Annotated in this window: 22 protein-coding genes; 12 read left to right on the forward strand and 10 right to left on the reverse strand. The window is 64.5% G+C overall.

The features are described 5' to 3' along the window. Nucleotides 1-1035: 1035 nt before the first annotated feature. Nucleotides 1036-2091: an LLM class flavin-dependent oxidoreductase gene (locus EYQ35_03870; GenBank protein ID HIF63279.1), complete on the forward strand. Its 1056-nt coding sequence runs from the start codon at nucleotides 1036-1038 to the stop codon at nucleotides 2089-2091. Between the two features lie 31 nt (nucleotides 2092-2122). Here EYQ35_03870 and EYQ35_03875 read toward each other — a convergent pair whose 3' ends face one another. Beyond that, nucleotides 2123-2632 (reverse strand): hypothetical protein, encoded by a 510-nt coding sequence (locus EYQ35_03875; GenBank protein ID HIF63280.1) that lies wholly within the window; start codon nucleotides 2630-2632, stop codon nucleotides 2123-2125. A gap of 97 nt (nucleotides 2633-2729) precedes the next feature. Further along, nucleotides 2730-4196 carry an FAD-dependent oxidoreductase gene (locus EYQ35_03880; protein HIF63281.1) on the reverse strand — a complete coding sequence of 489 codons (1467 nt, stop codon included), beginning with the start codon at nucleotides 4194-4196 and terminating at the stop codon, nucleotides 2730-2732. Between the two features lie 91 nt (nucleotides 4197-4287). On the opposite strand from EYQ35_03880, the gene EYQ35_03885 reads away from it, so the two are divergent. Next, a complete protein-coding gene (locus EYQ35_03885) occupies nucleotides 4288-4746 on the forward strand; it encodes a hypothetical protein (GenBank protein ID HIF63282.1) in 459 nt (152 codons plus the stop codon). Nucleotides 4747-4765: 19 nt separating this feature from the next. Here the strand turns inward: EYQ35_03885 and EYQ35_03890 are convergent, their stop codons facing one another. Genes EYQ35_03890 through msrP form a run of 4 tightly spaced genes read right to left on the reverse strand, consistent with a single transcriptional unit; the run spans nucleotide 4766 to nucleotide 8456 of the window. Further along, the gene (locus EYQ35_03890; GenBank protein HIF63283.1) at nucleotides 4766-5650 is read right to left on the reverse strand and encodes a sulfotransferase; all 885 of its coding nucleotides are present in this window, start codon (nucleotides 5648-5650) and stop codon (nucleotides 4766-4768) included. Nucleotides 5651-5672: 22 nt separating this feature from the next. Further along, complete coding sequence (locus tag EYQ35_03895; GenBank protein HIF63284.1) at nucleotides 5673-6299, reverse strand: sulfoxide reductase heme-binding subunit YedZ; 627 nt, start codon at nucleotides 6297-6299, stop codon at nucleotides 5673-5675. Further along, on the reverse strand, nucleotides 6296-7402 hold the full coding sequence (locus EYQ35_03900) for an MBL fold metallo-hydrolase (protein HIF63285.1): 1107 nt from the start codon (nucleotides 7400-7402) through the stop codon (nucleotides 6296-6298). Before EYQ35_03900 ends, EYQ35_03895 begins: the two co-directional genes overlap by 4 nt. A gap of 22 nt (nucleotides 7403-7424) precedes the next feature. After that, nucleotides 7425-8456: a protein-methionine-sulfoxide reductase catalytic subunit MsrP gene (gene msrP / locus EYQ35_03905; GenBank protein ID HIF63286.1), complete on the reverse strand. Its 1032-nt coding sequence runs from the start codon at nucleotides 8454-8456 to the stop codon at nucleotides 7425-7427. A 454-nt stretch (nucleotides 8457-8910) separates the two neighbouring features. Between msrP and EYQ35_03910 the strand changes: the two genes are divergently transcribed. The 3 genes from EYQ35_03910 to EYQ35_03920 all read left to right on the forward strand — a co-directional run bounded on the left by EYQ35_03910 (nucleotide 8911) and on the right by EYQ35_03920 (nucleotide 12605). Next, nucleotides 8911-10731 carry a hypothetical protein gene (locus EYQ35_03910; GenBank protein HIF63287.1) on the forward strand — a complete coding sequence of 607 codons (1821 nt, stop codon included), beginning with the start codon at nucleotides 8911-8913 and terminating at the stop codon, nucleotides 10729-10731. A gap of 82 nt (nucleotides 10732-10813) precedes the next feature. Further along, a complete protein-coding gene (locus tag EYQ35_03915) occupies nucleotides 10814-11698 on the forward strand; it encodes an SDR family NAD(P)-dependent oxidoreductase (protein ID HIF63288.1) in 885 nt (294 codons plus the stop codon). An 88-nt stretch (nucleotides 11699-11786) separates the two neighbouring features. Continuing rightward, entirely contained in the window at nucleotides 11787-12605 is an 819-nt protein-coding gene (locus EYQ35_03920; GenBank protein ID HIF63289.1) for an MOSC domain-containing protein, read from the forward strand. 39 nt (nucleotides 12606-12644) lie between these two features. On the opposite strand, the gene EYQ35_03925 is transcribed toward EYQ35_03920, so the two are convergent. Then, on the reverse strand, nucleotides 12645-15008 hold the full coding sequence (locus EYQ35_03925) for a hypothetical protein (GenBank protein HIF63290.1): 2364 nt from the start codon (nucleotides 15006-15008) through the stop codon (nucleotides 12645-12647). Nucleotides 15009-15279: 271 nt separating this feature from the next. On the opposite strand from EYQ35_03925, the gene rmuC reads away from it, so the two are divergent. Together rmuC and EYQ35_03935 are read left to right on the forward strand one after the other, a co-directional pair. Further along, on the forward strand, nucleotides 15280-16560 hold the full coding sequence (gene rmuC / locus EYQ35_03930; GenBank protein ID HIF63291.1) for a DNA recombination protein RmuC: 1281 nt from the start codon (nucleotides 15280-15282) through the stop codon (nucleotides 16558-16560). Nucleotides 16561-16604: 44 nt separating this feature from the next. Continuing rightward, on the forward strand, nucleotides 16605-17927 hold the full coding sequence (locus EYQ35_03935; GenBank protein ID HIF63292.1) for an MFS transporter: 1323 nt from the start codon (nucleotides 16605-16607) through the stop codon (nucleotides 17925-17927). Between the two features lie 66 nt (nucleotides 17928-17993). Here EYQ35_03935 and EYQ35_03940 read toward each other — a convergent pair whose 3' ends face one another. Continuing rightward, nucleotides 17994-18821 carry a 3'-5' exonuclease gene (locus tag EYQ35_03940; GenBank protein ID HIF63293.1) on the reverse strand — a complete coding sequence of 276 codons (828 nt, stop codon included), beginning with the start codon at nucleotides 18819-18821 and terminating at the stop codon, nucleotides 17994-17996. On the opposite strand from EYQ35_03940, the gene EYQ35_03945 reads away from it, so the two are divergent. The 5 genes from EYQ35_03945 to EYQ35_03965 all read left to right on the forward strand — a co-directional run bounded on the left by EYQ35_03945 (nucleotide 18517) and on the right by EYQ35_03965 (nucleotide 22223). Then, nucleotides 18517-19515, forward strand: coding sequence for an SDR family oxidoreductase (locus tag EYQ35_03945; GenBank protein ID HIF63294.1), 999 nt, complete (start codon nucleotides 18517-18519; stop codon nucleotides 19513-19515). The two genes, EYQ35_03940 and EYQ35_03945, sit on opposite strands and share 305 nt — an antisense overlap. A 38-nt stretch (nucleotides 19516-19553) precedes the next feature. Continuing rightward, the gene (locus EYQ35_03950) at nucleotides 19554-20354 is read left to right on the forward strand and encodes an enoyl-CoA hydratase/isomerase family protein (protein HIF63295.1); all 801 of its coding nucleotides are present in this window, start codon (nucleotides 19554-19556) and stop codon (nucleotides 20352-20354) included. Nucleotides 20355-20469: 115 nt separating this feature from the next. Then, entirely contained in the window at nucleotides 20470-21024 is a 555-nt protein-coding gene (locus EYQ35_03955) for a DUF805 domain-containing protein (GenBank protein ID HIF63296.1), read from the forward strand. 14 nt (nucleotides 21025-21038) lie between these two features. After that, nucleotides 21039-21956: a phytanoyl-CoA dioxygenase family protein gene (locus EYQ35_03960; protein HIF63297.1), complete on the forward strand. Its 918-nt coding sequence runs from the start codon at nucleotides 21039-21041 to the stop codon at nucleotides 21954-21956. A 78-nt stretch (nucleotides 21957-22034) separates the two neighbouring features. Then, a complete protein-coding gene (locus EYQ35_03965) occupies nucleotides 22035-22223 on the forward strand; it encodes a hypothetical protein (protein ID HIF63298.1) in 189 nt (62 codons plus the stop codon). 66 nt (nucleotides 22224-22289) lie between these two features. Here EYQ35_03965 and EYQ35_03970 read toward each other — a convergent pair whose 3' ends face one another. After that, nucleotides 22290-25295 (reverse strand): hypothetical protein, encoded by a 3006-nt coding sequence (locus EYQ35_03970; GenBank protein ID HIF63299.1) that lies wholly within the window; start codon nucleotides 25293-25295, stop codon nucleotides 22290-22292. Nucleotides 25296-25498: 203 nt separating this feature from the next. Then, a partial coding sequence (locus EYQ35_03975) for a hypothetical protein (GenBank protein HIF63300.1) occupies nucleotides 25499-26697 on the reverse strand: 1199 nt, incomplete at its 5' end.

Here is a 26697-nt window from a genome sequence, read left to right on the forward strand (position 1 = left end):
ACTGTGACGACACCAACGGCTGCACCGACGACAGCTGTGACTCGGCCTCGGGCTGCGTGAGCACTGACAACACGGCCTCCTGCGATGACGGCGACGCCTGCACCACGAGCGACACCTGCACGGCGGGTGCCTGCCTGGGCGGCACGTCCCCCGACTGCGACGACGTCAACGGCTGCACCGACGACAGCTGTGACTCGGCCTCGGGCTGCGTCAACGCTGATAACACGGCCAGCTGCAATGACGGCGATGCCTGTACCACGAGCGACACCTGCAGCGCGGGTGCCTGCCTGGGCGGTGCGGCCCCGGACTGTGACGATGCTAATGGCTGCACCGACGATGCCTGCGACTCGACCCTGGGCTGCCACAGCATGGACAACAGCTCGGGTTGCGACGATGGAAACGCCTGCACCACGAGTGACACCTGCGCTGGCGGTGCCTGCGTGGGCGGGGCCGCTCCCGACTGCGACGACGGTAACGGCTGCACGGACGACTCCTGCGACCCCTCAAGTGGTTGTGTGACCGCGGACAACGAAGAGGCTTGTGACGATGGCGACCCCTGCACTGGCACCGATTTATGTGTTGTCGGGGCCTGCGTGGGCGATTACCTGGTCGACGAGTGTTGCGGCGATCCCGATTCGAGTGGCTGGGTCGGCGTGTCCGATGCGCTGCGGATTCTCCAGAACGCTGTCGGCATGGACGTAGTCTGTCCCCTGGCCCTCTGCGATGTGAACGGCAACGGCGTAATTACTTCGAGCGACGCGCTGATGACGCTCATCGTGGCAGTGGGTGGCGAGATGGAGATGGAGTGCTCGATTCTCGAGCCGCTGCCGGAGCTCGATACACAGCCCTGACGGCTAAGGGGACGGTCGCCTGTGCTGGATACGTTCTAGTACTGCCCTGTAGCTACGCGTCTGCCGGTTGACGAGGCAGCACCTTTACCGCCACCACGCGGGCCTCGTCCTCGAGCCCACTGGACGTGGTTCGGGCACCGGGTAAGTCTGGCACGCGCCGTTTACTATCGGCCGAGGGGGACGCGTGAAATTCGGACTGCTGCAGATATTTCAGAACTTCAGGAGCCAGGTAAGCGACGAGCGTTTGTGGCAGGAGGAACTCGAGCTGGCCCTGCTGGCCGAAGACCTGGGCTTCGATTCGGTCTGGGTGGTAGAGCACCACTCCAACGACTACTCGGCCTGCCCCGACAACCTTCAGTACCTGTCTTACCTGGCCGGCCGCACCGAGCGCATCCAGCTGGCCACCGGCGCAGTCATCGTGCCCTGGAATGACCCGTTGCGGGTGGCCGAGAAGGTCTCGGTACTCGACCAGCTGTCGGGTGGCAGGGCGCACCTGGGGTTGGGGCGTGGCCTGGCCAGGCGTGAGTACAAAAACTTTGGCATAGACATGGACACTTCGCGCGAACGCTTCGACGAGGCTGCCGCGATGATACTGGACGCTCTCGATACCGGGTTCATAGAGGGCGACGGACCGTACTACCCACAAGCTCGCACCGAAATACGTCCGCGGCCGAGCAGGGGGTTCAGGGATCGCCTGACCTGCATCGCCATGTCGCCCGATTCGGTTGACGCCGCGGCCAACCTGGGCGGGGCCATGGCGGTTTTCTCGCAGACGCCGTGGGAGATGATGGCCGAGGAGCTGGAGCGTTGGCGGGGGTTGTACCGCGAGCAACACGCCAGCGAACCGCCCCCGCCGGTAATGGCTGACATCGCGGTCTGTCACGCCGACCTGGCCAGCGCCGCCCAGCTCGCCGAGCGTCACGTGGTTGGCTACCTGACCACGGTGATGGAGCACTACGAGCTGATGGGCGAGCACTTCAAACGCGCCAAGGGCTACGAGATGTACGCGACTGCCGGCGATATGATGCGCGAGATCGGCCTCGAGGCCCTCAAGGAACAGTATCTCGAGGTGCAGGCCTGGGGCGATCCCGCCCAGGTGATTGACCGACTACACGCCCGCCACGAACTCATCGGCGATTTTGACCTCAACATGTGTTTTCGCCACGCGGGCATTCCCCTGGAGGACGCCGCCAATGGCATGAAGCTGTTCGCCGAGAAAGTTATGCCCGAGTTCCGCTGAGGGACGCGTGGGCTGACGCAGGGCGGCGCGGTCAGTCGGCGAGTTTGAGCTGGCCGGCCAGCAGGTCGGCCACGAGCTCGAGGTCGTAGGGCCAGCTGTAATCAATGCTCACCCCGGGGTGGCGCTTGCGCGCGCGTTCCGCGAGCTCGGGGATGTCTTTTTCCGAGTGCGAGCCGCCGCGTGTAAACATGGTGGTCAGCAGGCTGAGCTTCTCGACTCCCTCGGCCACCAGCGCGTCAATGACCTCGTCTGGTGAAGGCGCGCAGAACTCGTTGTAGGCGATCTCGAGCCTGCGCTCACCCAGCCTCAGCGCCAACGCCCGGCCCACGGCTTCGAGCCCGGACTTGTAAGGGTCGCTGTCGTCGGTTCGCGGCCAGGTCCTGACCAGGTGGTCGAGTTCGGCCTCGCGTTCGCACATGTCTTGCCGGCCCTCGCGCTCGCGGGCATGCTCGAGACCCTTGAGTTCGGATACCTGCTCGCGTGGAAAGTCGCTGGGCACTCCACCGTGCCCGATCAGTACTACTGCTTCCGAAATGGCCATGCCCCACTCTGTGGACAGCGGCAACTACAAGCAAGTCGCAGGGTGTTCGGGTAGCGGCCGCAGGCGCGCCGGGGGTGCTGCGCGCCGCTTCGCCTCCTCAGCTCCTTCGGTCCGCCGCTTTCCGGTCTGCCTTTTTGTCTATGAGCGCCAACACCCCGTTCAGCGCCTGGAAGATCAGCCAGCGCAACGGCTCGGGCGGCGTGGGCATAGACCGCCGTTGCCACAACACCGACCCGGGCCCGTTGTCACCCGCGAGCATGTCGGCCAGCACTTTGCCCGCGTAGCTCGCGTGCGCGAGGCCGTGTCCGGCGTAGGCCAGCGAGTGAAATATATTACCGTGTCGGCCGCCGCTCCCGACTCGCGGCAGAAAATCCATCGCAAGAAAAATCGGCCCACCCCAGTGCCGCTCAACGTCGACGTCGTCGAGTTCTGGAAAACGCTCGCGGAACACCCGCTCCAGGCCCTCGGCCACGCGGCCGTTCACGTCGGCAAGGGCGCGGTTGTTAAAGCCGTAGCGCACCCACTTGGCCCCGCCCAATATTCGGTTGTCTGCCGTCAGGCGATAGCTTTCAAGCGCTTCGTGGGCAGTGTAAATCCCCTCGCGCCCGGTCCACGGCAAGCGCGAGAGCTGCGAATCACTCAGCGGCGCTGTGCGAAAAAGCTGCACCTGCAGTCGCAGGCCACTGGAACCCAGGCCCAGCGAGCGGGCACCACTCAAGCGCGCTCCGCTCACCGGAGGGCGGCCTGATCCCCGGCTGAACAGGGCCGGCGTGTAAGCGTTGGTGGCCAGCACCACCCGACCAGCCTTGAGCCTGCCGCGCTCGCTGTGCACCACGGCAGTGGGTCTCGAGTCGTCTATGCCGGCGACTCGACTCTGATCAAAAACAACGACACCAGCTTCAAGCGCGGCTTGTCTCAGGCCGCGACAGTAGAGCGCCGGGTTCAGTACTCCACCGTTGGCTTCAAAAAAACCGCGCGTAAACGAGGCGGGTAAGCCGCGCTTGCTCATCTCGGCGCCATCCAGCAAGCAGCCAGGCAAGCCGTTGTCGGCTGCCGCCGCCGAAGCGCGATCTATGGCGCCGTACTGCCTGCTGTCGACAGCCGCCACCACGTTGCCCACGGCTTCGTAGTCGCAGGCTATAGCGTGTTGCGAGATGAGGCTTTCAACGTGCAGGATGGCCGCGTCGCTGTAGGCCAGCAGGCGGGCGGTCTTGTCGGCACCGAAAAGACGCAGCAGGGTCGGCACGTCCTTGCCTATGGTAGGGGTCAGGTGACCGGCGTTGCGCGCGCTGGCACCGAAGCCCGAGGTCTCGGCCTCGAGCAGCGCCACCGACGCTCCGGTTTGCGCCATCTCCAGCGCGGCAGACAGGCCCGTCAGGCCGCCGCCCACCACGGCCAGGTCTGCACTGTGCTCGCCCAGCAAGGGGGGCGCGTAGTCGAGTTCAACTTCCTCGAGCCAGGGGCTGGGCAGACTGTCGGCGCGGGCGTTCACGCGGTAGAATACGGCTGTGGCGGGTATCCATGCAAGAGCAGGCGGGTTCCTGGCTTTACAGGGGCCGGCCATGCGCTGACAATTGAGCTGCGGGCAGATCGGGCGACAGGTGGAGCCGGGCAGCCGCCGGCTCGACCAGTTTCAACAGGAAGAGGACGACAACATGAGTTTAACTGTACAGGGAGAGGTAGCCGCGGCCGGCGACCTGGATTTTGCTGCGCTGGCGGCGCTGCCCGGGCAGGTGGCCGACCTCGGACAAGTGGTCGAGGGGCGCGAGGGTGAAGCGGTAAGGCTGTCGGCCCTGCTCGAGTCGGTGGGAGTCGCTGACGGTGCCGACTGGATTACGCTTGAGTCCGACGACGGAGAGTTTGCCATCAGCGTGCACCTGGCGGCCGTGGCAGACGCGGTGCTGGCCTACAGCCTCAACGGCGGTCCGCTACCACGCGAGCAGGGCGGGCCGGTGAGGTTCTACGTGGCCAACGCGGCCAAGTGCTCAAGCGCGAGTGCCGACGAGTGCGCCAACGTCAAATCGCTCGCGACCATCACGCTGTCACGCGAGCGTGGTCGAGACACTCGCCCCAAGACCGCGCGCGAACACGAGGCTCTTCACTCCCACGAGTAATTCTGGTTCCGCGCCGCGGTCAGCGAGGGCTGCTCGCGCTTGAGTCCACGAGCGCGTGGTAGTCGGCGATCTCCCGCGACAGCAGGTCTTCAAGGAACTCGCGGTGGTGGTCGGGCACGGAGCTGCCACTGGCCGGGTTGACTCGCTGTTCGGCGAGGCTGCCCACGTAACGCGCGTCGTCCGACACGCCCAGGAAACGCATGGTTTCGAGCAGCAGTTCGGACGGCCGAAGCGACACGTCGTCGTAGGGCAGGACCAGCGCGTTGCCCGGCTGCAGGTAGCCCTGCCAGCGCTCGAGGTTTTGTTGGTAGCGGGCACAGGCCAGCTGGTAGGGCTCTGCGAAGAACTCCTGCCACTGCTGGTCGTTGACGTCCTGCGCACTGCGGCCGGGGTTGCGCACGAGGTCCTTGCTGGCGTGTGACCAGGCGCGCTCCACGGGGTCGCGTAGCATCATGATTATCCTGATCGCCGGATTGAGCGTGGTTATCTCGGCGATGACTTCTTCGGGAAGCGCTGCGTAGCTGGCCGTAGCCTCTCCTCTTACCCGCGGCAGGTACAGGCGGCGGTGGCGCGCGAGGGCGCGGGCTTGCTTGTAAAGCCAGTGCTGGGGGCTGTCGCTGAAAAAGCGAAGGTAGTAGTCGAGGCGGTCGCTGGTGAACTTAACGTGATCGCGTTCAACGAGGCGGTTGAAGAAGAACAGCTCCTTGGGCTCGGAGAAAAACACCTCGGGGTGTTCTCTCAGGTTGGCGTGCAGCCAGGTGGTGCCGGTGCGCTGCGGGCCCACGACCATGAAGTCAGGAAAACGCGCCAGCGATGTTCCCGTTTTGTCGGCACGCACGAGCTTGAGTTTCTCAAGGACGTCGGCGGTCAGGGTGAGCGGACGTGCTGTCTGGGTAGGGGCCACGGTACTTCAGTATGCCACGCCTTCAGGATTTCTGCCGCGCGCGGACCACGCGTGTCACCAGCAACAGGCCCACCAGTAGTGCCATGGCCCAGGGCAACAGCTGTTCGCCCTTGCTCAGCCACAGAAAATGCAGCCCGGCAGCCACCCCGGCGGCGTAGGCCAGCCGGTGTATTCGTCGCCACGTCGGCCCGCCCAGGCGGCGCAGGGCGGCTTGGCTGGAGGTGGCGGCGAGCACGCACAGGCAGGCGAAAGCGGCCATGCCGGCGGTGGCAAAGCGGCGCTCGACTATGTCTTCGAGCATGGCCGAGCTGTCCAGCTGGTGGTCGAGCACGAACCAGGTCGCGGCGTGCAGGCAGGCGTAGGCAAAGGCCGACAAGCCCAGCCGTCGTCGCCAGGGCGCTATCCACGGCGCTGATTGTCGGGCGCTGGCGGTCGAGGCGGCCAGTTTGCGCAGCGGCGTGATGGCCAGAGAGGCCGTCAGCAGGGCGAAGGCCGTCATGCCTGTGCGCAGGGTTATTTCTTCTATGGGGTTGGCGCCCAGTTGGCCCGCCGGCAGGTCATAGAGCAGTAACGCCAGGGGTGTGGCGATGGCCAGCCAGGCGGCGGTGTTTGCCAGCCGGCCAGCCCCGGCCGGCGGGGCTGGCGTCACTCGAGGTTCTCGCGCTGCAGGCCGCCACCGGGAGGCAGCACGAAGTGCATGCCGTCGCGGCCGAGTATGAGCTCGACATCAGTGTCGTCGGTGCCGCGCATGAACACGCGTTCGGACAGTCGGTTGGGCGGCCCCGGCACCAGGTGGGTGAGCACCAGCGTGGGTACCCCGGCGCGCCGGGCCGCGTCCAGGGCCTCGGCTGGCGTGGCGTGGTAGTCGAGTATGTCGGCAGACAGCCCGGCCAGTCGATCCAGCCCGCGCTCGCCCGCCAAGCGGGACATGCGGCTGATGAGGTGTCCGGCCAGGGCCTCGTGCACCAGCAGGTCGGCACCGCGCGAGGCTTCTACCAGCGCGTCCGAGCGGCCGGTGTCGCCGCTTATTACCACCGAGCGTCCGCCGTAGTCAAAACGATAGCCAACCGCGGGTTCTACCGGATCGTGCTCAACCTTGAAGGCAGTCACGCGTAGTTCACCGTCATCGATGATGGTGACCCGTTGCTCGGCCACCTCGAAGGGCCGGGACACTGCGCGCCCGCCCTCGGGCGGCATGGCATGGTCGCCGTGGTGGGCCACCCGGTAGGCGCGGTCATGGTTGTAGGCGGTGTTGAAACCGTCGACCACCTGCTCCACACCCGGGCCGCCGTAGACCGGCAGTGGTTTGTCACGGCCGGCCACCCAGCTTTGCATCGTGACTTCGCCCAGTCCGCCTATGTGATCAGAATGAAAATGGGTGAGCAGCACACCCGAGAGCCTGGCGCGTGGCAGCCGCATGAGCTGTACGACTTCCTGGCTGCCGGGGCCCACGTCGACCAGGTAGAAGTTGTTGCCGGCTATCACCGCCGTGCAGGCGGCCGCGCGATCGGCGTCGGGCAGGGGCGACCCGGTGCCGCAGAGAATGACGTGCAGCGAGCCATCCTTCATCAGGTCCTCGCGGTCGCCGGCCAGTCCCTGCTCGATGCGGCGCTCGATCATCCTGTCCTGGATGCGCTCGCAGCCGGTCAGCAGGCTGGATGTCGTGAGCAGCAGCAAGGCGGCGATCACCGTCGTTGTGCGCGTGCCCGGGTGCTGCGTTGCCGCGGACGGCCTCGTGTAAGTTGATGACATTACAGGTTCCTCGTTCCAGTGGTCAGGATAGTTGGGTCATGTCCATGCCGCGGTAGAGCTCGGCAACCTCGGGATACCCGTTGAACATGAGCGTTTCAATTTTGGGTTCGAGCAGGGCGCCTATGGCGTCGAGCCCGCGCGGTATGTTCGTGATGCGTCGCTCGCGGGCCTGGCTCCAGCGCGGGTGGTTTACCGAGGGGTTTACGTTGGAGTAGAACGGGTACTCGTTGGGCGCGGCCCGCGTCCACGAAGGCACGGGGCGGCGGTCGGTAAACTCGATGTCGACAATAGACTTGATGCTCTTGTAGCCGTACTTCCACGGCACCACGAGCCTGAGCGGCGCGCCGTTCTGGTTTGGCAGAATCTCGCCGTACATTCCAACGGTGAGCAAGGTGAGCGGGTGCAGGGCTTCCTTGAGTTCGAGTGCTTCGATGTAAGGCCAGTCGAGCACGGGCGTGCGCTGGCCGGGCAGCATGGAGGGGTCGAGCAGGGTGGTGAACTTAACGAAGCGGGCCTTGCTCGTGGGTTGAGCCCGCCCGATGAGGTCGGCCATGGGAAAACCTACCCAGGGGATGACCATTGACCAGGCCTCGACGCAGCGCAGGCGGTAGATGCGTTCTTCGAGCTGCTGGGGGGCAATGAAATCCTCGAGCTGGTAGTCGGCCGGCTTGTCTACAAGGCCGTGCACGCGCACGCTCCAAGGGGTCGTTTTCAACAGGTGGGCGTTTTCTCGGGGGTCGGACTTGAGTACGCCCATCTCGTAGAAATTGTTGTAGGTGGTGGCCGCCGCCTTCTCGGTGATCGTATCGGGAAGCAGGTAGCGCTTGTTGGCTTTTATGTCACCGAGGCGAAGTTGCCCGTCGCTGTCCCTGGCCGTGACCGCCGCCGGTTCACAGCCGGCAAGAAGCGCCCCGGCTCCCCCGCTGCTCGCCGCCAGGGCAAGGCCTGCACCCCTGGCGGCCTTGCCCAGGAAGCGGCGTCTCGAAAGCCAGGTGTCGCGGTCGGTGACCTCGCTTTCGCGCGCGTGAAGGGGATTGGGCGACTTGATCAGCATGGTGGTCAACCGGGACTCTAGCAGTGCTACTGCGCAGTCTCACCTCCCCCCCAAACGGGCCGCGGATCGAAGGTTGTGCTGAAGATATACCCGTCTGGGGGCTGGCGTGAAAGGGATTCGGATGTTTCTATTATAAAGAAGGGCTACCCAGCGTTCAGGCTTGGGTATGTCCTCAGGACGTAAACGGGTACGCCCTGCTGTTCGGTGGTTCCTGTGCGGGGTCCACCGGGGGGGGGGGGGCCCGGGCGGGGTCGCAATGTCTTCCCATACCTGCCGGCAGGCAATTTGCCAGCCGGGGGAGCAGTGCGGCCCTGCCAAGTCTCTTCGCCCAAGCTCCCTGGCCACTCTCAAGGCTCCCGGTTTCCCTGTATTCGCGCTCGCGTCTTCCCTGTTAGCGATGGGGATTTTTTGCTGTTAGCTTGCGCCGACAAATCTGATTTACCAGGAGATACTGATGGCGGGTGATGCTTACACTTTCGAGGCTGAATTCACGGTGCGCGACCAGGTTCGCGTTAGAAGAGAAAACGAAGAATTGCGGGAGCGCACTTTCCTCACCCACGACGATCGATCGTGGAGCTGGGGACAGTATTGCGACGAGTCGACCCGGGTTGCCCATTTTATAAAGTCGCGCCTGGGCAAGATTGACGACGCCCAACCGGGCCACGTGGCAATGCTGCTCGAGAACCACCTCGAGCTCAGCTCGCTGTACGGCGGCTGCGCCATAAACGGCTCCACGCTTTTCGGTATCAACAGCGGCCTGCGCGGAGAAGTGTTGGCCGGTGTCATCAACCAGTCGCGCTCGCGCCTGCTGGTGGTCGACGAGCGCAGCTGGCCCGAAGCCGAACGCATACTCGACCAGCTGGAGACCGTGCCGCGAGAAAACGTACTTGTACTGCGCAGCGGCGACGGCGACTTCGACGCATCGATGGACTACCGGGCCTGCCTTGACTCGGAGATGGGCCCGGCCACGCCCGACCTCGAGTTTCCCGATGTGGAAGTCACGCCTGAAACTAACCTGATGATCATCTACACCTCGGGCACGACCGGGCTGCCCAAGGGTATTAACAACAACCACCTGAAGCTGTGCATGATCGGCGCGGTGGTGTCGGACCACCTCGGCCTGGGCCGCGACGATTGCGGTTATGCCTGCATGCCGCTTTTTCACTCCAACTCCATGTTCATAGGCTTCATGCCCAGCTTCTGGGTGGGCGCTCGCATGGCGCTGCGGGAGCGCTTCAGCGCCTCTAAGTTCGTGCCTGACGTGATCGGCAATGGCGTCACCTTCTGGAACTACGTGGGCGAGCCGGTGCACTACGTGCTGCGCGCGTTGGAGAAACAGTACGACGGCGACCTTGATCGCATACGGGCCGAGGTTACCGAGCATCCCGACAACATGTTTCGCTACGCGGTGGGCAATGGAGCAGCGCCGCCCGACATCGACCGTTTCGTCGACTGGATGGGGCTCGAAGACATGTTCGAACTCTACGGCAGTACCGAGGCGGCGATTTCGACCTTTCGCAAGATGGGCGACCCGCGCGGCAGCGTTGGCCAGGTGACCGACCCCGCTGTGAAGATAATCGGCGAGGGCGGGAACGAATGCCCGCCCGCCGAGCTTGACTCGGACGGCAAGATCGCCAACTACGACGACGCGGTGGGTGAAATATGTCGCGTGGCCGAAGACACGTCGTTGTTCCAGGGCTACTACGAAAACGACGACGCTAACTCGAGCAAGTATCGCGACGGTGTTTACCACTCCGGAGACCTTGGCCACATGCTCGAGCGCGACGGTGATCGCTTTCTTTTCTTCGACGGCCGCACCGATGACTGGATACGCAAGGACGGCGAAAACTTTTCGGCCATGCAGGTTTCGCGGCTTATCTCCGAGCATCCCGACTTTCCGTTAGCTGCGGCGTACGGCGTGCCCTGCTCGGTGTCGGACGAGCTCGTGATGGCTGCCGTCAAGATGCGCGAGGGCATCGAGTTTGACCCCCAGTCGCTGTTTGACTACTGCGAGCAGCAGATCGAGCACGGAGGCATGGACCGCAAGTGGTTTCCCGACTTCGTGCGCGTGGTCGACGATTTCGAGTATACCGGCACGCAAAAGATTCTCGTGCGCAATTTGAAGGCCGACCATTACCACCCGGAGCGCGTGCCGGGCTCGATCTACTGGCGCGAGCGCGGCGACGAGGGCTACAAGGCATTGGCCGACGAGGACTGGCAGCGCCTGCGCTCGACTTTCGAGGCCGCCGAGCGCCTGGAACTCCTCGAGCGCTGAAAGGGCGCCTTTGGGGCGAAAAAGGGCATGGCCTGGGCTTGTCCCGTGTAGTAGTGTCGTTAGAGGAGTACAAGGACCAGCAATGCATGATTTTACGGGTAAGGTGGCAGTCATAACGGGCGGCGCCAGTGGCATAGGCAGGGCGCTCGGCGAAAGGGCCGTGGCCGAGGGCATGAAGGTTGTACTGGCGGATGTAGAGGAAGCCCCCCTCGCGCTTGCCGCGGCCGAGCTTGGTAAGGGCGGCGCACCGGTGCTGCCGGTGGTCACCGACGTTACCAGTACGGCCGAGGTAGAGTCGCTGGCCGAACGCGCCTTTGCCGAGTACGGGCAGGTGAACCTGCTGTGCAACAACGCCGGTGTGTTCTGCGCGGGGGCGGTTTGGGATTGCAGCGACGACGACTGGCGCTGGGTGTTCGACGTCAACGTATTCGGCATCGCCAACTGCCTGCGTAGTTTTATTCCGCGTATGATGGATAGCGGCCAGCAGGGCTACGTGGTCAACACCTCGTCGATGGCCGGGCTGACGTCGATGCCCTTCGTGTCGGCTTACCACGCGAGCAAGCACGCGGTGGTGGCCATGAGTGAATGTCTGCACCACGAGCTGTCATTCAAGGGCGCCAACATCCGCGTGTCGGTGTTGTGTCCCGAAGCCGTGGCGACCAACATCAACGGGGCCGAACGCAACCGACCTGCGTCGCACGCCGTCACCGGGGTCAATAACGACGAGAGGCAGGTGGTCAACGACGCCATGGACGAGGCGATGGTCGAGGCAGTTTCGGCAACCGTTATCGCCGAGCGCACCTTTGCCGCCGTGCGATCAGAGCGTTTCTACGTACTGCCGGGTGATGACCCCTGGGTGTACCTGGCCCACCGGCGCATGGCTGGCCTGCGCGATCGCGAGAACCCCACCTTCATAAGCCCCGACGAGGTGTCCACTCTTCCGGTCGGCATAAAAGGGGCCAGCTGAGCCGCCGCCGGCCCACTCTGCAGGAGAGACAGTGACAGCGACGATTGTAGGCGAAGTTGCCGGGCTGTGGCGCTACCCGGTCAAGTCGATGCAGGGCGAGACGTTGGCGAGCGCGGTCCTGGGCAGCGACGGTGTGGCGGGCGACCGCGGCTGGGCGCTGCGCGACGAAAAAGCAGGCGAGATACGCGGCGCCAAGAAGATGCCCCTGCTCATGCGCTGCTCGGCGAGCTACAGTTCGGGCTCGGAAGAGAGCGGTATCGGGCCAGTGCGCATGATCCTGCCCGACGGCTCAAGCCTGGACAGCGGTGACCCCGACGCCAACGCGGTGCTTTCGCGCCTGCTCGGCCGCGAGGTCACGCTGTGGCCGCGACAGCCGGCTGACAACGTCGAGCACTACCGCCGCGGCGCGCCCGATAACGAGGACTTCGAAGAAGAGCTCAGGCAGATATTTTCTCGCCTGCCCGGTGAGCCACTGCCCGACCTGTCGGTGTTTCCAGAAGAACTCATGGAGCACACCTCGCCGCTGGGCACTTATTTCGACGCCTTCCCGCTGCACCTGCTCACCACCGCCTCGCTGGCTCACATGGCCGACCTCAACCCCGAGGCCGCCTGGGAACCAGCTCGCTTCAGGCCCAACCTGCTCATCCGCACTGCAGGCGAGCTGCAGGGACTCGTGGAGGCCGGTTGGCAGGGCGCGCGCCTGAAAATCGGCGAGGTCGAACTCGACTCGCTGATGCCGACCGTGAGGTGCGGCATGACTACGCGCGCCACGGCCGGCCTCGCAGACGACCCCTCGGTGCTGCGCAGCATAGTGGCCGACGCCGGCCAGGACCTCGGCAGTTACGCCGGGGTGGCCCGCACCGGACAGATAGAGCTGGGCGACACGGTCGAACTGCTGGTGGACTGAGAGTCGCGGGCAGGCGCAGGCCGGCCCCGGCCTGGCGTGCTACGCAACCTTGGCGACCTGGCAGGGCTGAAAACGGTGGTGCGGGCAGCCGGTAAACGGATCGCGGTCGGCCGCGTCGCTTAGCAGGTTCATGTTCACGCCCACGGTCTCGAGCTGGCCGGTGTCGTTTTCGTGCTGCATGCCGAAACCATTGGGCATGGCCACGTGGCCGTCCTGGAGTCGCTTGTCGACGGTGGCCGGTAACTCCACGCTGGCCTTGCGCGTGGACAGGCGCACCGTCTCGCCGTCGCTGATGTCGAGGCGCTCGGCGTCGGCCGGGCTGATCGACAGCTGGCAGTGTGGCCCGCGCCCCTTGCGCCAGTTGGGGTCTCGCTGGATGGTGTTTGCCGTCCAGCGGGTACGCAGGCCGTTGCCCAGTATCATGGGGTAGTCAGGATCGGAGGGCAGGCCGTTGGTGACCGCCCGTTGTATTTCCTCGAGCATCTCGGGCACGGCGAGGTGGGCGCGGCCGTCTTCGTGGCCGATGTGGTCGACCAGCGTCCTGGTTTCGTCCAGGCAGGCGATCTCGACACCCTGCGGGTTGTCCAGTATACGCCGGAATATTTCTTCGCCCAGTTCGCCCGGAGTCTTGTCGCTCCAATCGTTGCCCAGGGTGCGCAGCACCGCGTCGTGGCGCTGCATGGCGTTGGCCTGGCACAGCGCCCACACGGCCACCAGCGAGGGCGCGGGCATGTGGCGGCCCACCGAGCGGTAGGCCCAGGAGACTACCTGGGTCTCGGCGTCCAGCCCGCGCGAGGCTGGGCCGGCCACCAGTTCCAGTGCGCGCGCAAAAAATGCGGCGCGCTCGGCAACGGGGTCTTCGCCGCAGGCCAGCTCGTCGAGTTCGGCTGGTAGCGATTCCACGAGTCCCATTTCCTCGAGCAGGCGCGTGTAGATTTCCGGTTCGGGCCTGGTGTCGGGCGGGGCCGGAACCACCGGCGGCCTGACCTGCACCTCGATCTGCGGGTGGCGGCGCGGGAAGTTGGCGATCTCCCACTTTTCGTAACCGCAGGGCACCGGTAGCACGTAGTCGGCCTCGCGCGCAGTCTCGCTCATGGCGGGGTCGATGACTACCAGCAGGTCGAGAGCCGCAATCGCTTCGCGCCACTTGCCGGTGTCGGAATATGACAGCAGCGGGTTGCCTCCCTCAACGATCAGCGCACGTATGCGCTCTGGATGGTCGACCAGTATCTCCTCGGGCGCCAGGGTGGGAGAAAACATTCCGAAGTTGCCCAGCGCACGAATGGCCGGTATGCCCGAGGCCAGGGCTCTTTCCGGCTCGGCATTTCTGTTGGCGCTGCGCGTTGCCGGCACAAAACTCTCGATGAAATGCATGCCCCCGGGGTTACCGAAATTGCCGGTTATGCAGGCCAGTATGCGTATAAGGTAAGACACCAGCGTGGAGTAAGGGGTCTGCTCAACGCCAAGATCGAAGAAAAAGGATGCCGAAGGTGCGGTGGCAAAATCGCGGGCGAGCTGCTCCAGTTCGGCGGCCTCGATGCCCGCGCGCGAGGCCATCTCGGCTACGTTGATGGGGCCGAGCGCGTCGCGTATTTCATTAAAACCGGTGGTGGTCGATTGCAGGAATTCGGCATCGAAAAGTTCGTTCTGCACGATGCTTGCGGCCATGCCCAGCAGCAACTGGGCGTCGCTGCCCGGGCGTACCTGCAGGTGACGGTCGGCCCCGCGGGTGGTTTCGGTCTCGCGTGGGTCCAGGACGACCACGGTGCACGATTCCTTCTTCTCCAGGGCCTTGAAGGTGTCCAGCGCGCGGTGGCCCCGGTGACTGATCTTGGGATTGGTGCCCATGACGACCATGAAGGCCGTGTTGTCGACGTCGGCGTGCATGAATGCGGCTGGCGAAGCATCGAATATCCAGGAGTCGACCAGGTGGTGCTGGGTTTTTTCCTGGGCGTAGGCGTTGAACCACTTGCGCGTGCCGAAGGCCCTCAAAAAGCCCGTGGCGTAGGGTGCGTCCATGTGGTTGCCCTGTCCCCCGACGCCCGACAGTCCCAGTGATCCCGGGCCGTGCGTATCGCGCAGTTCTCTCAGGCGGCTGGCAATCTCGGTGATCGCCGTGTCCCAGTCGATCTGCTCGAAGCTGCCGTCGTCGCGGCGCCTGAGCGGGTGCTCAACGCGCAGCGGGTGGTCAATGTAATTGGTGATGGTCACGCCCTTGTTGCAGATGTAGCCCTGCGTAAAGGGGTTGGTCTCATCGGCCCGTACGTCAGTGATGCGGCCGTCCGATACGTCCACCCGCAGTCCGCAGTTGTGGCTGCACAGCACGCAGGCCGTGGCGAGATCGCTGCCGTCGAGCTCTATGGGCGTACTTGAAATAGATGGGTGGGCGGCCGTTGTAGTCATTTTCCTCTCCCTCACCGGTGCGATCGTATACACCCGAAGCCGCAGCCCACGCAAACATTGCAGGGCTGACGCAGGCTCAGCTTTTGAGCTACCGGTGGGTTTAATGTGGGTGGGTTGTTCGGCAAGCGGTGGAAGGCTCCATCCGTCTGCCGGGCAGCCGCTCGGGGTGGCTGTGGCCAGTCGCCCCGCGCGTTAACAACTGCTGCCGCGCCGGGCTATTCTGGCGCGGCCGTGATTGGCGGCCGGGCCGACTGAGGCCCAGGGGACAAGAATGGATATAGTAATCATAGTTCTGCTCGCCGGGGTTCTGGCGACTACGCTTGTGCTGATTCTGCGTGGTGGCGGCCAGCAGGAGCTGGACACCCGCGAACTCGAGCAGCGTATTCGCGAAGACCTCACAAAAGGGCTGGGCGACAGTCGTCGCGAGAGTTCCGAGGACGCCGGCCGCTTGCGCGGCGAGGTAAACCAGCAACTCGAGCGCGTTCAGACTTCGCTGGGGAGCGTTCAGACTTCGCTGGGGAAAAGCACCGACCAGCTGCGCGGCACGCTCGAAGAGCGCCTGCGCGAGATGCAGGAGGGCAATGCGAAGAAACTCGACGAGATGCGGCAGACCGTTGACGAAAAACTACAAGGCACGCTTGAGAAACGCCTGGGCGAATCTTTTAAGCTGGTGAGCGAGCGCCTGGAGGCCGTGCAGAAGGGCCTGGGCGAAATGCAGGAGCTGGCCGGCGGCGTGCGCGATCTCAAGAGCGTGCTCACCAACGTCAAGGCGCGTGGTACCTGGGGCGAAGTACAACTGGGCGCGCTGCTCGAGCAGGTGCTTACTCCCTCGCAGTACGACCGCAACGTCAAGACCCGCGAGGGCTCCGACGATCTCGTGGAGTTTGCCGTGCGTCTACCCGGTTCCCGCGATGAACCCGACAGCTGCGTGTGGATGCCCATCGATTCGAAGTTTCCCCAGGAGGACTACCTGCGCCTGGTCGACGCCGCCGATCGTGCCGATGCCGAGGGCGTGGCCGAGGCGAGCAAGGCGCTGGTGCGGGTGGTGAAGAAATCGGCGGCCGATATCGCCGGCAAGTATCTCGACCCGCCGCGCACCACCGACTTTGCGATACTGTTTCTGCCCACCGAGGGGCTGTACGCCGAGGTGATACGGCAGCCGGGCCTGGTCGAGGATCTGCAGTCCAGTCATCGCGTGACGGTGGCCGGTCCGTCTACCCTGCTGGCCCAGCTCAACGCCCTGCGCATGGGCTTTCGCACGCTGGCGATTGAAGAACGCAGCAGCGAAGTGTGGAAGGTGCTGGGCGCGGTGAAGAGCGAGTTCGGCAAGTTCGGCGACGTGTTGGCCAAGGTCAAGAAGCAGCTTAACACGGCAGCCAGCACCATAGAGCAGACCGAGACGCGCACGCGTGCCATGGAGCGCAAGCTGCGATCGGTAGAGGAGCTGCCCGATGCCAGGGACGGCCAGCTGCTGGGTCTTGATGACCGTGGGGGCACGGACGACGACGATGACGACGGCGTGCTCAAGCTGACCGTCGTCGAGAAGGACTGACCGCCCGCGTGGACCGATTGCGCTGACTTTACCCGGTGGGGCCCATGCATAAGGGTGGTCGCCGTATGAGCGAGCAGCCAGCAATCAACCCAGGCGGCAACAAGGCGAGCGACGGCTACTCCAACTACGTCTTGTGGGTGTTGTTCGCGGTTTACGTGATCAACTTCATCGACCGGCAGGTGCTGTCGGTCTTTATCGGGCCCATCAAGGAAGAGTTCGGCGTCTCGGACACCCACATGGGCCTGCTCGTGGGCTTCGCCTTTGCGCTGTTCTACACGATCGCCGGCATACCCATCGCCCGGCTGGCGGACAGGGGCAATCGCCGCACGATAATAGCTGTTGGCCTCACGGTGTGGAGCGCGATGACGGTGGCTACCGGGCTCACGCGCAGCTTTGCGCAGATGGCCCTGGCGCGTGTGGGCGTCGGTGTGGGCGAGGCGGCCGGCAGCCCGCCGGCGCATTCGTTGATAAGCGATTATTTTCCGCCAGAGCGCCGTGCCCGCGCCATGGGAATCTATTCCTGGGGCGTGTACGTGGGCTCGGCCATCGCCTACCTTGGCGGCGGCTACCTCAGGGCCAACTTCGATTGGCGTACGGCCTTTATCGTGCTCGGCCTGCCCGGCCTCGTGATGGCGGTGGTCGTGCGGCTGACGGTGCGCGAGCCGCCGCGCGGTATGTCCGAAAACGTGACGACCCCCGTAGAGCCGACCACCTTGCGGGAGACCTTGTCTTACCTGCTGGGTTGCCGCAGCTGGCTGTACCTCGTGGCGGGCTCGAGCCTGCTGTCGATCACCGGCTACGGCGTGCTGATGTGGGGCTACGAGTTCTTCGGTCGCGTGCACGGCATGGCGCCGGTGGAGATCGGTGTGTGGATGGCCGCCGTCGTCGGGCTGGGTGGCAGCGCGGGAGCCTACGCGGGCGGCTACCTCTGCGACCGACTGTCGCGCGTAGACGTGGCCTGGTACATGCGCCTGCCGGCGATAGTGACGCTGGCGAGCCTTCCTTTTGCGGCGCTGTTTTTACTGAGCGACGCTCCGCGCGTGGCCATGGCGTTCTTCTTCGTGTTCTACGTGTTGTCGAATATGTACGTACCGGCCATGCACACGCTCAACCAGAATCTCGCGCGCCTGCGTATGCGTGCCACCGCGGCGGCCATACTCTTGTTCATCGTCAACCTCGTGGGCGCCGGTGCCGGCCCATCGCTGGTGGGATTTCTCAACGACAGCTTTGCCCCGACCTATGGCCAGCTGGCAATACGCTGGTCGCTGCTCAGCGTGGCCTCTACCGGGCTGCTGGGGTCGCTGCTGTTCTACCTCTCGAGCCGTCACCTGGCCGGCGATTTCGCCCGCCGTGATGCCAGCCAATAAACCCGGGGCCAGTCGCCACTCCCGCCGGCTAAGTCGCTCTTTTTTCCCCGTCGCTGGGCAATCGTGCTAGGTCCGCGCAGAGATGACGGTGGGTGATGCGTGGACGGCCGTGGTCGGCTGCCGCTGCAACCAGCGCCACACCGCCCGGCAGGCGAGTGCGTCGGGCAGGGCGCGGTGGTGCGGCCCGCGCCAGCGATAGCCGATGTGGCGCGCGGCGAAGTCGAGTCCCTGGCGGCGCCAGTTGCCGTGGTGGGCGTCCCACACCCGTTGCGAACGGGCGAAGCCGAGCATGGCGCAGTCAACGCGTCGCGCCCAGGCGAGCTCGCCTGGAAAAAATCGCGTATCGGCGTCGGCGTCAAAGAAAACAACCTGCCGCTCCACGGTGAGTCGATAGATCTCGGGCCACAGCTCGTCGAGCGTAGGTGCGTCGCGCAGCATGGCTCGGCTGATACCGTGAATGTTGACCGCGCGATCGGGCATGCCGCGGCCGGGGTCAACCAGGCTGTCGAGCAGCACGTGGCCCGAGTCGTCGACCACCGCGATCTCGACCATGCGGTCGCCCTCGGCAGGGTCCATGCCGGTGGCCTCTATGTCGACAAATACGGCGGGGCGGATCGCTACGCGCTTGTCGCGCAGGCGGGCTCGTAGCAGTGCACCGGCGGGCGACCTGTTTTTCTGTCGCCACGCCGCCATACAATCATTGTGCCGCAACGTGCGGCCTAACGGCAAGCCTTGGCAGGTAGCTGTGCGCCTGCTGGCGCTGGCCTCGGAACATTGGCAGATTGTCGGTTCGGGAGGACAAGCAACTTTGGACGTAACACTGGAAGGTAAGGTGGCCATCATAACCGGCGGCAGCCGCGGCATAGGGCAGGGCATCGCAGAGGAGTTCCTCATGTCGGGTGCGCGGGCGGTGGTGGTGACCACGCGCCGGCAGGAAAACGCCGACGCGGCTTGCGAGGCCATTGCCGAGGCTGTTGGCGCTGACGCCGCGGCCCGCCTGCAGGCCGTGGTCGCCCGCGCCGACTCGGCCGACGATGCCCACACTACTGTTGCGGCCGTGGTGGCCGAGCATGGCTCCTGCGACATCCTGGTCAACAACGCCGGCACCAATCCAGCGCCCGGTCACATGGGCGAGGTAGACCTCGCGGCCGTAGACAAGACCTGGGCCGTCAACCAGCGCGGGCCCCTGGCCTGGGCCCAGGCCGCGTGGCAGGGCTGGATGAAAGAACACGGCGGCGTCATCATCAACACCGCCAGCGTGGGCGGCCTCATGCCCGGCCCGTACATAGGCGCCTACAACGTTTCGAAGGCCGCGCTGATACACCTGACCCGGCAGATGGCCATGGACATGGCTCCCACGGTGCGGGTGAACGCCGTGGCGCCGGCCGTCGTAAAGACGCGCCTGTCGGAGATGCTGTGGTCCACCAACGAGCAGGCCGCCATAGACCAGCACCCGCTCAAGCGCCTGGGCACACCCGGGGACGTGGCCAACGCGGTAACCTTCCTGGCTTCGGATCGCGCTTCGTGGATAACCGGCATCACCATGCCCATAGATGGCGGCGTGTCGGGTTGCGGCGGCGGGGGCTGATGGCTGGCGGGGATTCCGCCGGCAGCTGAAGAAAACCGATGACCGATACACAAGACAAGCCGGCGTTGATCGTTGAGCGCCAGGGCGCGGTGGTCACACTGATCAACAACGACGCGCCCCGTAACCGCATGAGCCTGGCTTACATGGATGAGCTCGAGGAGCAGGTGGCCGCGCTCGCCGAGGACAGGTCAGTCAGGGCGGTGGTGTTCTCGGCCGCCGGCGAAGAGAATTTTTCGGTTGGCATGAATCTCAAGGAACTGCCCGACGGCATCAAGAAGATGGGCGGCCCCGAGGCGCTTTTTGATCAGCGCCTGCGAGTGCTGGCCGCCATAGAGCAGATGCCCAAGCCCACCATCGCGCTGCTCTACGGCTATTGCCTGGGCGGCGGCCTCGAGCTGCCGCTGGCCTGTCACTTCAGGCTGGCCGCCGAAGAGGGCGCCAGGATAGGGCTGCCCGAGATGGATCTTGGCACGGTGCCGGCCTGGGGAGGAAGCGCGCGCCTTGTGCGCTGCGTGGGCCGCATGCACGCGCTCGACATGATACTGCGGGCAAAGAAGGTCTCCGGACCCGAGGCCCTGCGCATGGGCCTGGTAAACGAGCTGTGGCCCGTAGCCGAGCTCAAGCAGCGTGGAGCCGAACTTGCGGCCGAGCTCTCAGCCATGCCGCCGCTGGCGGTGGCGGGTGTGCTCAAGGCCGTGGTGGGATCGGGCGAAGAGCCGCTGGCCGAGGGTCTGGCCGCCGAGCGTCGTGCGGTGATGGCAACCTTCGGCACGCGTGATATGGCCGAGGGCATGGCCGCATTCATGGAGAAACGTAAACCTACCTTTACCGGCGAGTAGAGCGAGGGGCACGCAACCGATGCAGCGACGGGAAACACCACACAACTTAGAGGAAAGCGGCGAGACCGAGAAGTTTGTGCCGCGGCTGTACGCCCACGCACAGGGGGATTAGACCGTGAACTGGTATCTCGAAGCGCTCAAGAAGTACGCGCAGTTCAAGGGGCGATCGCAAAGAAAAGAGTACTGGTGGTTCATCGCTGTCGACTCCCTGATCTCGACGCTGTTGGCCGCCGTTGACGTGGCTTTTTCTGGTGCGCTGGGACTCGCCGGCCAGGTGGCGGGCCTGCTTGGGATCGGGTATTCGGTCGCGATGTTGATTCCCCGCGCGGCGGTGGTGACCCGGCGTTTTCATGATACCGGGCGTGGTGGCTGGTGGGGCCTGAAGTGGCTGGTTGCCGGCCTTTGCCTTGGCTTGGCCGTGATCGTGCTCCCCGGCCTGGGAGAACTGGGCCCGGCCGCGGTCGTTGTTGTGCCCCTGATCGGTATTGTCTTTATCGCGTGGATGTTTTCTCCACTGATCGTGTTGATGCTGGGCAGCCAGGTGGGAGATAACAGGTACGGCCCCAACCCCACCGGCGCCGTGGCCCAGGCGGTCGAGGATTGGCAGCCGGATGAGCCGGCCGAGCGGGATGACGAACCGGTCCGGGGTGGGCCGACCAGGTGGAGTTAACCGGGAGTAACGAGATGGACGCAGCACTGAGAGAACTGACGGCCGACGAGATAGCGGCGTACGATGAGCACGGCGTCGTCGTTGCCCGGGGACTGTTTCCCGACAGCTGGCTTGCGCGCATGGCCGCGGCCGTTGACCATGCGGTTGCAAACCCGACACCGTACGGTGCCGGCGTGTCGATGGAAGACGAGTCTTTCACCGGCGACCTGTTCCTGTGGAAGACCTACGACGAATTTCGCGATTGGATCTACCAGTCACCTGCCGCCCTTGTAGCCGCCCAGGTGCTGCGGTCGAAGACCGTGCGGCACTTCTATGACCAGTTGTTTGTAAAGCCTGCCGGCTGCCACGTGGCCACCCCCTGGCACCAGGACATAACCTTCTGGCCGGTTGACGTGGAGAGCCGGCAGCTGTGTTCCATCTGGATCACCTTCGACCCGGTAGCACGAGAGACCAGCGGGCTGGAGTTCGTGCGCGGTTCGCATCGTTGGCCCGAACGCTACAAGGCCACCACGCCCAACTACGACTCCTACATGCTCGACTCCAACTTCGATGACCCGCCCGACATAGAGGCCAACCGCGAGCAGTACGACCTGTACTGCCCCGACATGCAGGCGGGCGACTGCCTTATTTTTGACCCGCACGTGTTGCACGGCTCAACGGGCAACTATTCCACCGACGCCCCGCGCCGCGCATTCTCTACCCGCTGGGCCGGCGACGGCGTGCATATGGACCTGCGCCACGCCACCATGCCGTTGTTCTGGACGCACGGCCTTGTGAGTGGCAACCTGCTGTCGGGCCCGCTGTTTCCGCAGGTACTGCCCGGGCCTATCCAGGAAGAAGGCGCCGCCCGCGAAGCGGGTCCCGAGGCGCCCGACACGGCCCTGGTCGAGGAGTTCATGGAGCGGCTTGCCTCGGTCCCGTTGAACGGCTGACCCGGCCGGCGGCCCCGCCGGTTGGACGTGCCGGTGGGATAAGCGTTAAATCGCCACGGCTTCAGGCCGGAGGCGAACATGATCGACAATTACACCAGGCTGCTACTCACCGTCATCGCGATTGGAATCGTCGCGCTTAACATCAAGCTGTGGGGCGGGCCTGTCTCGGCCGGGCTGGTCACACCCGCCCACGCCGACGGCGTGCAGCAGGTGCGCATCGTGGGCCCCACCACCACGCTCGGCTACCTGAAAGTCAAGATCATGTAGGCGCCCCGGCGGCCCACCGGCGAGGTCGGATTGCCGGCCCCGAGACAGCTCGACGCGCTCCCCGGCTCATGGCGCAGGCGTATTTCGTTCGAGGAAATCGAGCAGGGGGGTGTAGACCTGGTTACCCGGGTCGTCGGGTTCCGCCGAAAGAACGTCGATGTGGGCATAACCTTCGCTAAGGTGGACCTCGAAACCGCCGGCAACGTCACCGTACACTGTATTAACGGCGAGGTCGGTCAGTACCCGTGCCGTCCCATCGCAACTCGTGGCGGTGCAGGGCCCGATGCTGTGGGCAAAGTTTCTGAAACTGCCGTTGGTGGGGGTGAGGCCGTTTGTGCCGCCGAGGCATATGACGGGTAATCCTATGTTGGCTGCCTCCGAGAGGTTTTCGATGTCTGGTCGGCCCCGGTCTACCGACAGCTGTGTACTGTCCAGCCCTCCGGAAAAGGTTGACTGGGAGGCGGCCGTCACGCTGAGGCCGGACGAGGGAAAGTACCAGTCTCCGAAGTTGGACTCACCGGCGGACAGGGTCGACAGCATCACGTCAACACGCGATATCTCGGCCTCCTGCCCGTTGACCTGGTTGGCAGAGAAGGCGACGCCGTTGTCGGGAACCGCGACTGAAGGCATCGGCTCGTCTATGTCGATCCACAACCTGTAAGGGTCACCCGCGAAGGCGGGGTACGGAATAATGAGTCCCCCCACGAACGGCAGGTTTCCCCCGTTAGTTGAGTATCCCATGGATGACATGAAAGCCGTTACCGGCGAAAAATCGTCGTCCAGGAAAAACCCGAGTCCAGCCTCGACGCTCGACGGTGGCAGTATGTCGAGTATGCCGAGACTATCGACTAGATCGACCGCCGAGCCGGTACCGTAGTCCTTCTGTATCAGCGCCTGGCCCTCGGGGTCCAGTATTCCCTGGTTGCTTATGACGTCGCTGGCCGCGTGTACGCCGGGGGTAATGAAAACCACGGCGGCATCGAGATTATCTCCCGTGAAAACTTCGACCGGCTCCACGCACTTGTTGGAGAGCGCGCCCGGGGGTAGCGCTAACGCCGAACAGTCCGAGTCTCCGCCAGGGCAGGCTGTGCCGTCCCAGCACCTGGCGTCGTCGTTAATAATGGCGCTGTACAGCCCGCCGTCGGCCTTGGCTATTATCGTGTCCAGTTCGTCATCGCTCAAGGGGCCGGTGGGAATCGAATCGCCGCCACCCTCGAAGAAAATCAAGCCTGACAGGCTGGCGTGTCCAGGCGTGACCCCGGGGCCGGTATCGAAATCCGTCGCGGCGTAGCGTGAAGCAAAGGTGGTCCCGAGAGAATGCCCGCCCAGGAAAACGGCGGGGGCGCTGGGAAGCGATGCTGCCTGCTGGACGATCGCGTCGATGTCACGGGCGTGCACGTTGGCTGTCTGCTCCGAAATAAAAGCCACGTCTGCTCCCTGGTGGAAGACCGCCCTGCGCGAAAGCCGCGGGTCCAGCGACAGTCCGAGCTGCGCCCCGAAATACCAGTCCAGTATAAGTTCGGGATCGTTCTGCTGGGCGGCCAGCAGGCCGCCGGCCCTGTCTTCAAGGAGATTCGTGCGACGTTCGGAGTTCCAGACTTCCAGCACGAGGCCCCGGGCGGCCGCCTGTACCACCAGGTTTTCTGCCAGGTACCTGAACGAGTTTGCTCCACCGGCAAAGCCGGGCGCGGTTATCATTACGGCTTCCGGATCGCCGGCGCCGTTGAGATGACACCTGTCGTACACTGCCTTGTTGAGGTCGATGATGGTGGTACCAAACTGCACATCAAGCGTGCTGGCCGGTGGCACCGCGGTACCGGCAGTTCCATCGGGAGTGTGCGCCGTGCTGGCACTACTGGCTATCTCGAAGTGCTCGAAGGATGTGGGGCCGGAGCTGCAGTCGTTCGCGCACGAATCCACGTTGTCTGCGTTGCCGTCGTCGCAGGCTTCATCACTGTCAACCACCGCGTTGCCGCAGGAAGGAATACACGTTTGCTCGTATCCGCTCACCATGCCGGCGTCGGAAAGCAGGGTGCAGGTGCGCGGCTGAACGGCGCCAACTATCTCGAACCACGCGTTGTCGGGAGGCGAGAAGGCCGGGCAGCTGACAGGGTCGTAGGGGGCCGCGCAACCCGACACACCCGGTATCTGCTCAAATCCCAGTCCGGTCAGCAGGTTGGCGGCGCTGATCGCCCCACAACTTGCACTGTTTCCCGCTTGTCTCTTGCTGTCTGCCGCCGTTGTTTTTGCCAACAGCTTGGTACACTTGGAGGCGCCCTTGGCCAGGCAGGCCGCGGTATCGCCCGCGGAAGCTTCCAGCCTGTCCTCCTCGAGCTGGCAATTCAGCAGGGTGTTAGCGCAGGCAAACGAGCTCTTGTGAGCCGAACCCAGGGCCTTGCGGTTATTTTTCTGCAGGGCTTTCTGGCACTTGGCCAGGTCCTTGGCACTACCGCCACCGGCGGTCGAGGATGGGCGCGATTCCAGGCAGGCAAAAAGGTCAGGGTTCTGTGCAACCACCCCGGCGTCATCAAGCAGCTGCCTCGCCCTGGGGGCGGATTGTTCAAGGGCCTGGTCTACGCGACAGGCCACGAGGTCGGGCAGGCACAGGGCCAGTTCACCGGCGTCATTGGCCGACCTGGGGGTCGGGAGCCCGGCACAAGCCGTTCCCGCATCTATGAAGCCCATCCCCCGGCGGCTCGATAGTTCCCAGTCTCGCAGGGTCGAGCATTTGCGGGTAAAGATCCCACTCAACTTGCTTCGGGCCGTTGAAAGCTTGGCCAGCTTGGCGTTGCAGCTCTGGACCGCTTTGCTCCTGCAGGCGGTGCCGTCGACCGCGTCGAGTTCTTCGGACAGCTCGCAGGCTATCAGCTTGTCTACACATCCGCTGTACGAGCCCAGGGAAAGCTTTGCGTGTTTCTCGGCAGCCTTGTTAACAGACTTCTGGCATTTTGATACATCGCGCGCGGAGACGGCCGCCGACTCCGTGGCGGTCCAGGCCAGCACAGACAGGCATACTGCTCCGAAAAAAAACGCCAGGCTGAATACGCGGCCGATGGGGCGGAGAGATTTCATACACTAACCTCCAGGTTATCGTTCAATTAGGGGGCGATATCCGGGGTGTGTCAATGGTGAAAGAGCCCCGCCTGGGTACTAAAGCTGCTCTGCGGGGCTGCTGTTGCCGGCAGGCCAGCTCCTTTGTCGCGGGATGTGGCCGCCGGGGTGGTTTTCTCCAGGAATAACCGCGCAACGCTCACCCGTTCGGGGGGGTGCTGGCCTCAGTCGATCGGGTTCACCACGGCGATGGCCGAGGGCAGGTTCCCGGTCGGGATGAATGGCGGGCAGGTCTTGTCCGGGGTGCCGGCGGCGTCGCCGGTCGTGGCATGGAGGTAGCTTACGGTGTCGTCGTTAGAGTTCGTCACGTAGAGCAGGTTGGCCGCCGGGTTAACGGCTACATCTGTTGGCCTGCTCCCGACCTGGAAGGTTGAGTTGGCCAGCGTTCCGTTCATGTAGTCACCCGTGGTGGCGTCCAGGTAGCTTACGCGGCCGTCTAAAAAGTTAGCGACGTAGAGCAGGTTGGCCGCCGGGTTAACGGCTACCGCGCGTGGGCTGTTCCCGACCTGGAAGCTGGAGTTGGCCAGCGTTCCGTTTATGTAGGCACCCGTGGTGGCGTCCAGGTAGGTGACGGTGTCGTCCACCCAGTTAGCCACGTAGAGCAGGTTGGCCGCCGGATTAACGGCTACCGCCCGTGGGTAGTTCCCGACCAGGAAGCTGGAGTTGGCCAGCGTTCCGTTCATGTAGTCACCCGTGGTGGCGTCCAGGTAGTTTACGGTGTCGTCGTTAGGGTTCGTCACGTAGAGCAGGTTGGCCGCCGGGTTAACGGCTACGTCGGATGGCTCGTTCCCGACCTGGAAGCTGGAGTTGGCCAGCGTTCCGTTCACGGGGGCGCCGGTCGTGGCATCCAGGTAGCTTACGGTGTCGTCGTACCAGTTAGTCACGTAGAGCAGGTTGGCCGCCGGGTTGACGGCTACGTCTGTTGGCCCGTTCCCAGTGGGCTCGCCGGGGAGCCTGTCCAGGTTCGGGAAGGCAGGGGCGCCGGTCGTGGCGTCCAGGTAGGTGACGGTGTCGTCGTAATCGTTAGCCACGTAGAGCAGGTTGGCCGCCGGGTTAACGGCTACCGCGTTCGGCCCGTCCCCGACCGGGAAGCTGGAGTTGGCCAGCGTTCCGTTTATGTAGTCACCCGTGGTGGCGTCCAGGTAGGTGACGGTGTCTTTGTAATCGTTCGTCACGTAGAGCAGGTTGGCCGCCGGATTAACGGCTACCGCCCGTGGGTAGGTCCCGAGCGGGAAGCTGGAGTTGCCCAGCGTTCCGTTCACGGGGGCACCCGTGGTGGCGTCGAGGTAGGTGATGGTACGTCCTAATCGGTTCGCGACGTAGAGCAGGTTGGCCGCCGGGTTAACGGCTACATCTGTTGGCC

The organism is Candidatus Binatota bacterium (assembly GCA_012960245.1).
GTDB lineage: Bacteria > Desulfobacterota > Binatia > UBA1149 > UBA1149 > UBA1149.

Coding starts and splice junctions, on each gene's coding strand:
- EYQ35_03945 (HIF63294.1), top strand. CDS start 18,517: ATGTCGACAAATACGGCGGGGCGGATCGCTACGCGCTTGTCGCGCAGG.
- EYQ35_03900 (HIF63285.1), bottom strand. CDS start 7,402: ATGTCATCAACTTACACGAGGCCGTCCGCGGCAACGCAGCACCCGGGC.
- EYQ35_03960 (HIF63297.1), top strand. CDS start 21,039: ATGGACGCAGCACTGAGAGAACTGACGGCCGACGAGATAGCGGCGTAC.
- EYQ35_03910 (HIF63287.1), top strand. CDS start 8,911: ATGGCGGGTGATGCTTACACTTTCGAGGCTGAATTCACGGTGCGCGAC.
- EYQ35_03885 (HIF63282.1), top strand. CDS start 4,288: ATGAGTTTAACTGTACAGGGAGAGGTAGCCGCGGCCGGCGACCTGGAT.
- EYQ35_03920 (HIF63289.1), top strand. CDS start 11,787: ATGCAGGGCGAGACGTTGGCGAGCGCGGTCCTGGGCAGCGACGGTGTG.
- EYQ35_03970 (HIF63299.1), bottom strand. CDS start 25,295: ATGAAATCTCTCCGCCCCATCGGCCGCGTATTCAGCCTGGCGTTTTTT.
- EYQ35_03875 (HIF63280.1), bottom strand. CDS start 2,632: ATGGCCATTTCGGAAGCAGTAGTACTGATCGGGCACGGTGGAGTGCCC.
- EYQ35_03935 (HIF63292.1), top strand. CDS start 16,605: ATGCATAAGGGTGGTCGCCGTATGAGCGAGCAGCCAGCAATCAACCCA.
- msrP (HIF63286.1), bottom strand. CDS start 8,456: ATGCTGATCAAGTCGCCCAATCCCCTTCACGCGCGCGAAAGCGAGGTC.
- EYQ35_03940 (HIF63293.1), bottom strand. CDS start 18,821: ATGAGGAACTCCTCTGCGATGCCCTGCCCTATGCCGCGGCTGCCGCCG.
- EYQ35_03915 (HIF63288.1), top strand. CDS start 10,814: ATGCATGATTTTACGGGTAAGGTGGCAGTCATAACGGGCGGCGCCAGT.
- EYQ35_03925 (HIF63290.1), bottom strand. CDS start 15,008: ATGACTACAACGGCCGCCCACCCATCTATTTCAAGTACGCCCATAGAG.
- EYQ35_03950 (HIF63295.1), top strand. CDS start 19,554: ATGACCGATACACAAGACAAGCCGGCGTTGATCGTTGAGCGCCAGGGC.
- rmuC (HIF63291.1), top strand. CDS start 15,280: ATGGATATAGTAATCATAGTTCTGCTCGCCGGGGTTCTGGCGACTACG.
- EYQ35_03880 (HIF63281.1), bottom strand. CDS start 4,196: ATGGCCGGCCCCTGTAAAGCCAGGAACCCGCCTGCTCTTGCATGGATA.
- EYQ35_03965 (HIF63298.1), top strand. CDS start 22,035: ATGATCGACAATTACACCAGGCTGCTACTCACCGTCATCGCGATTGGA.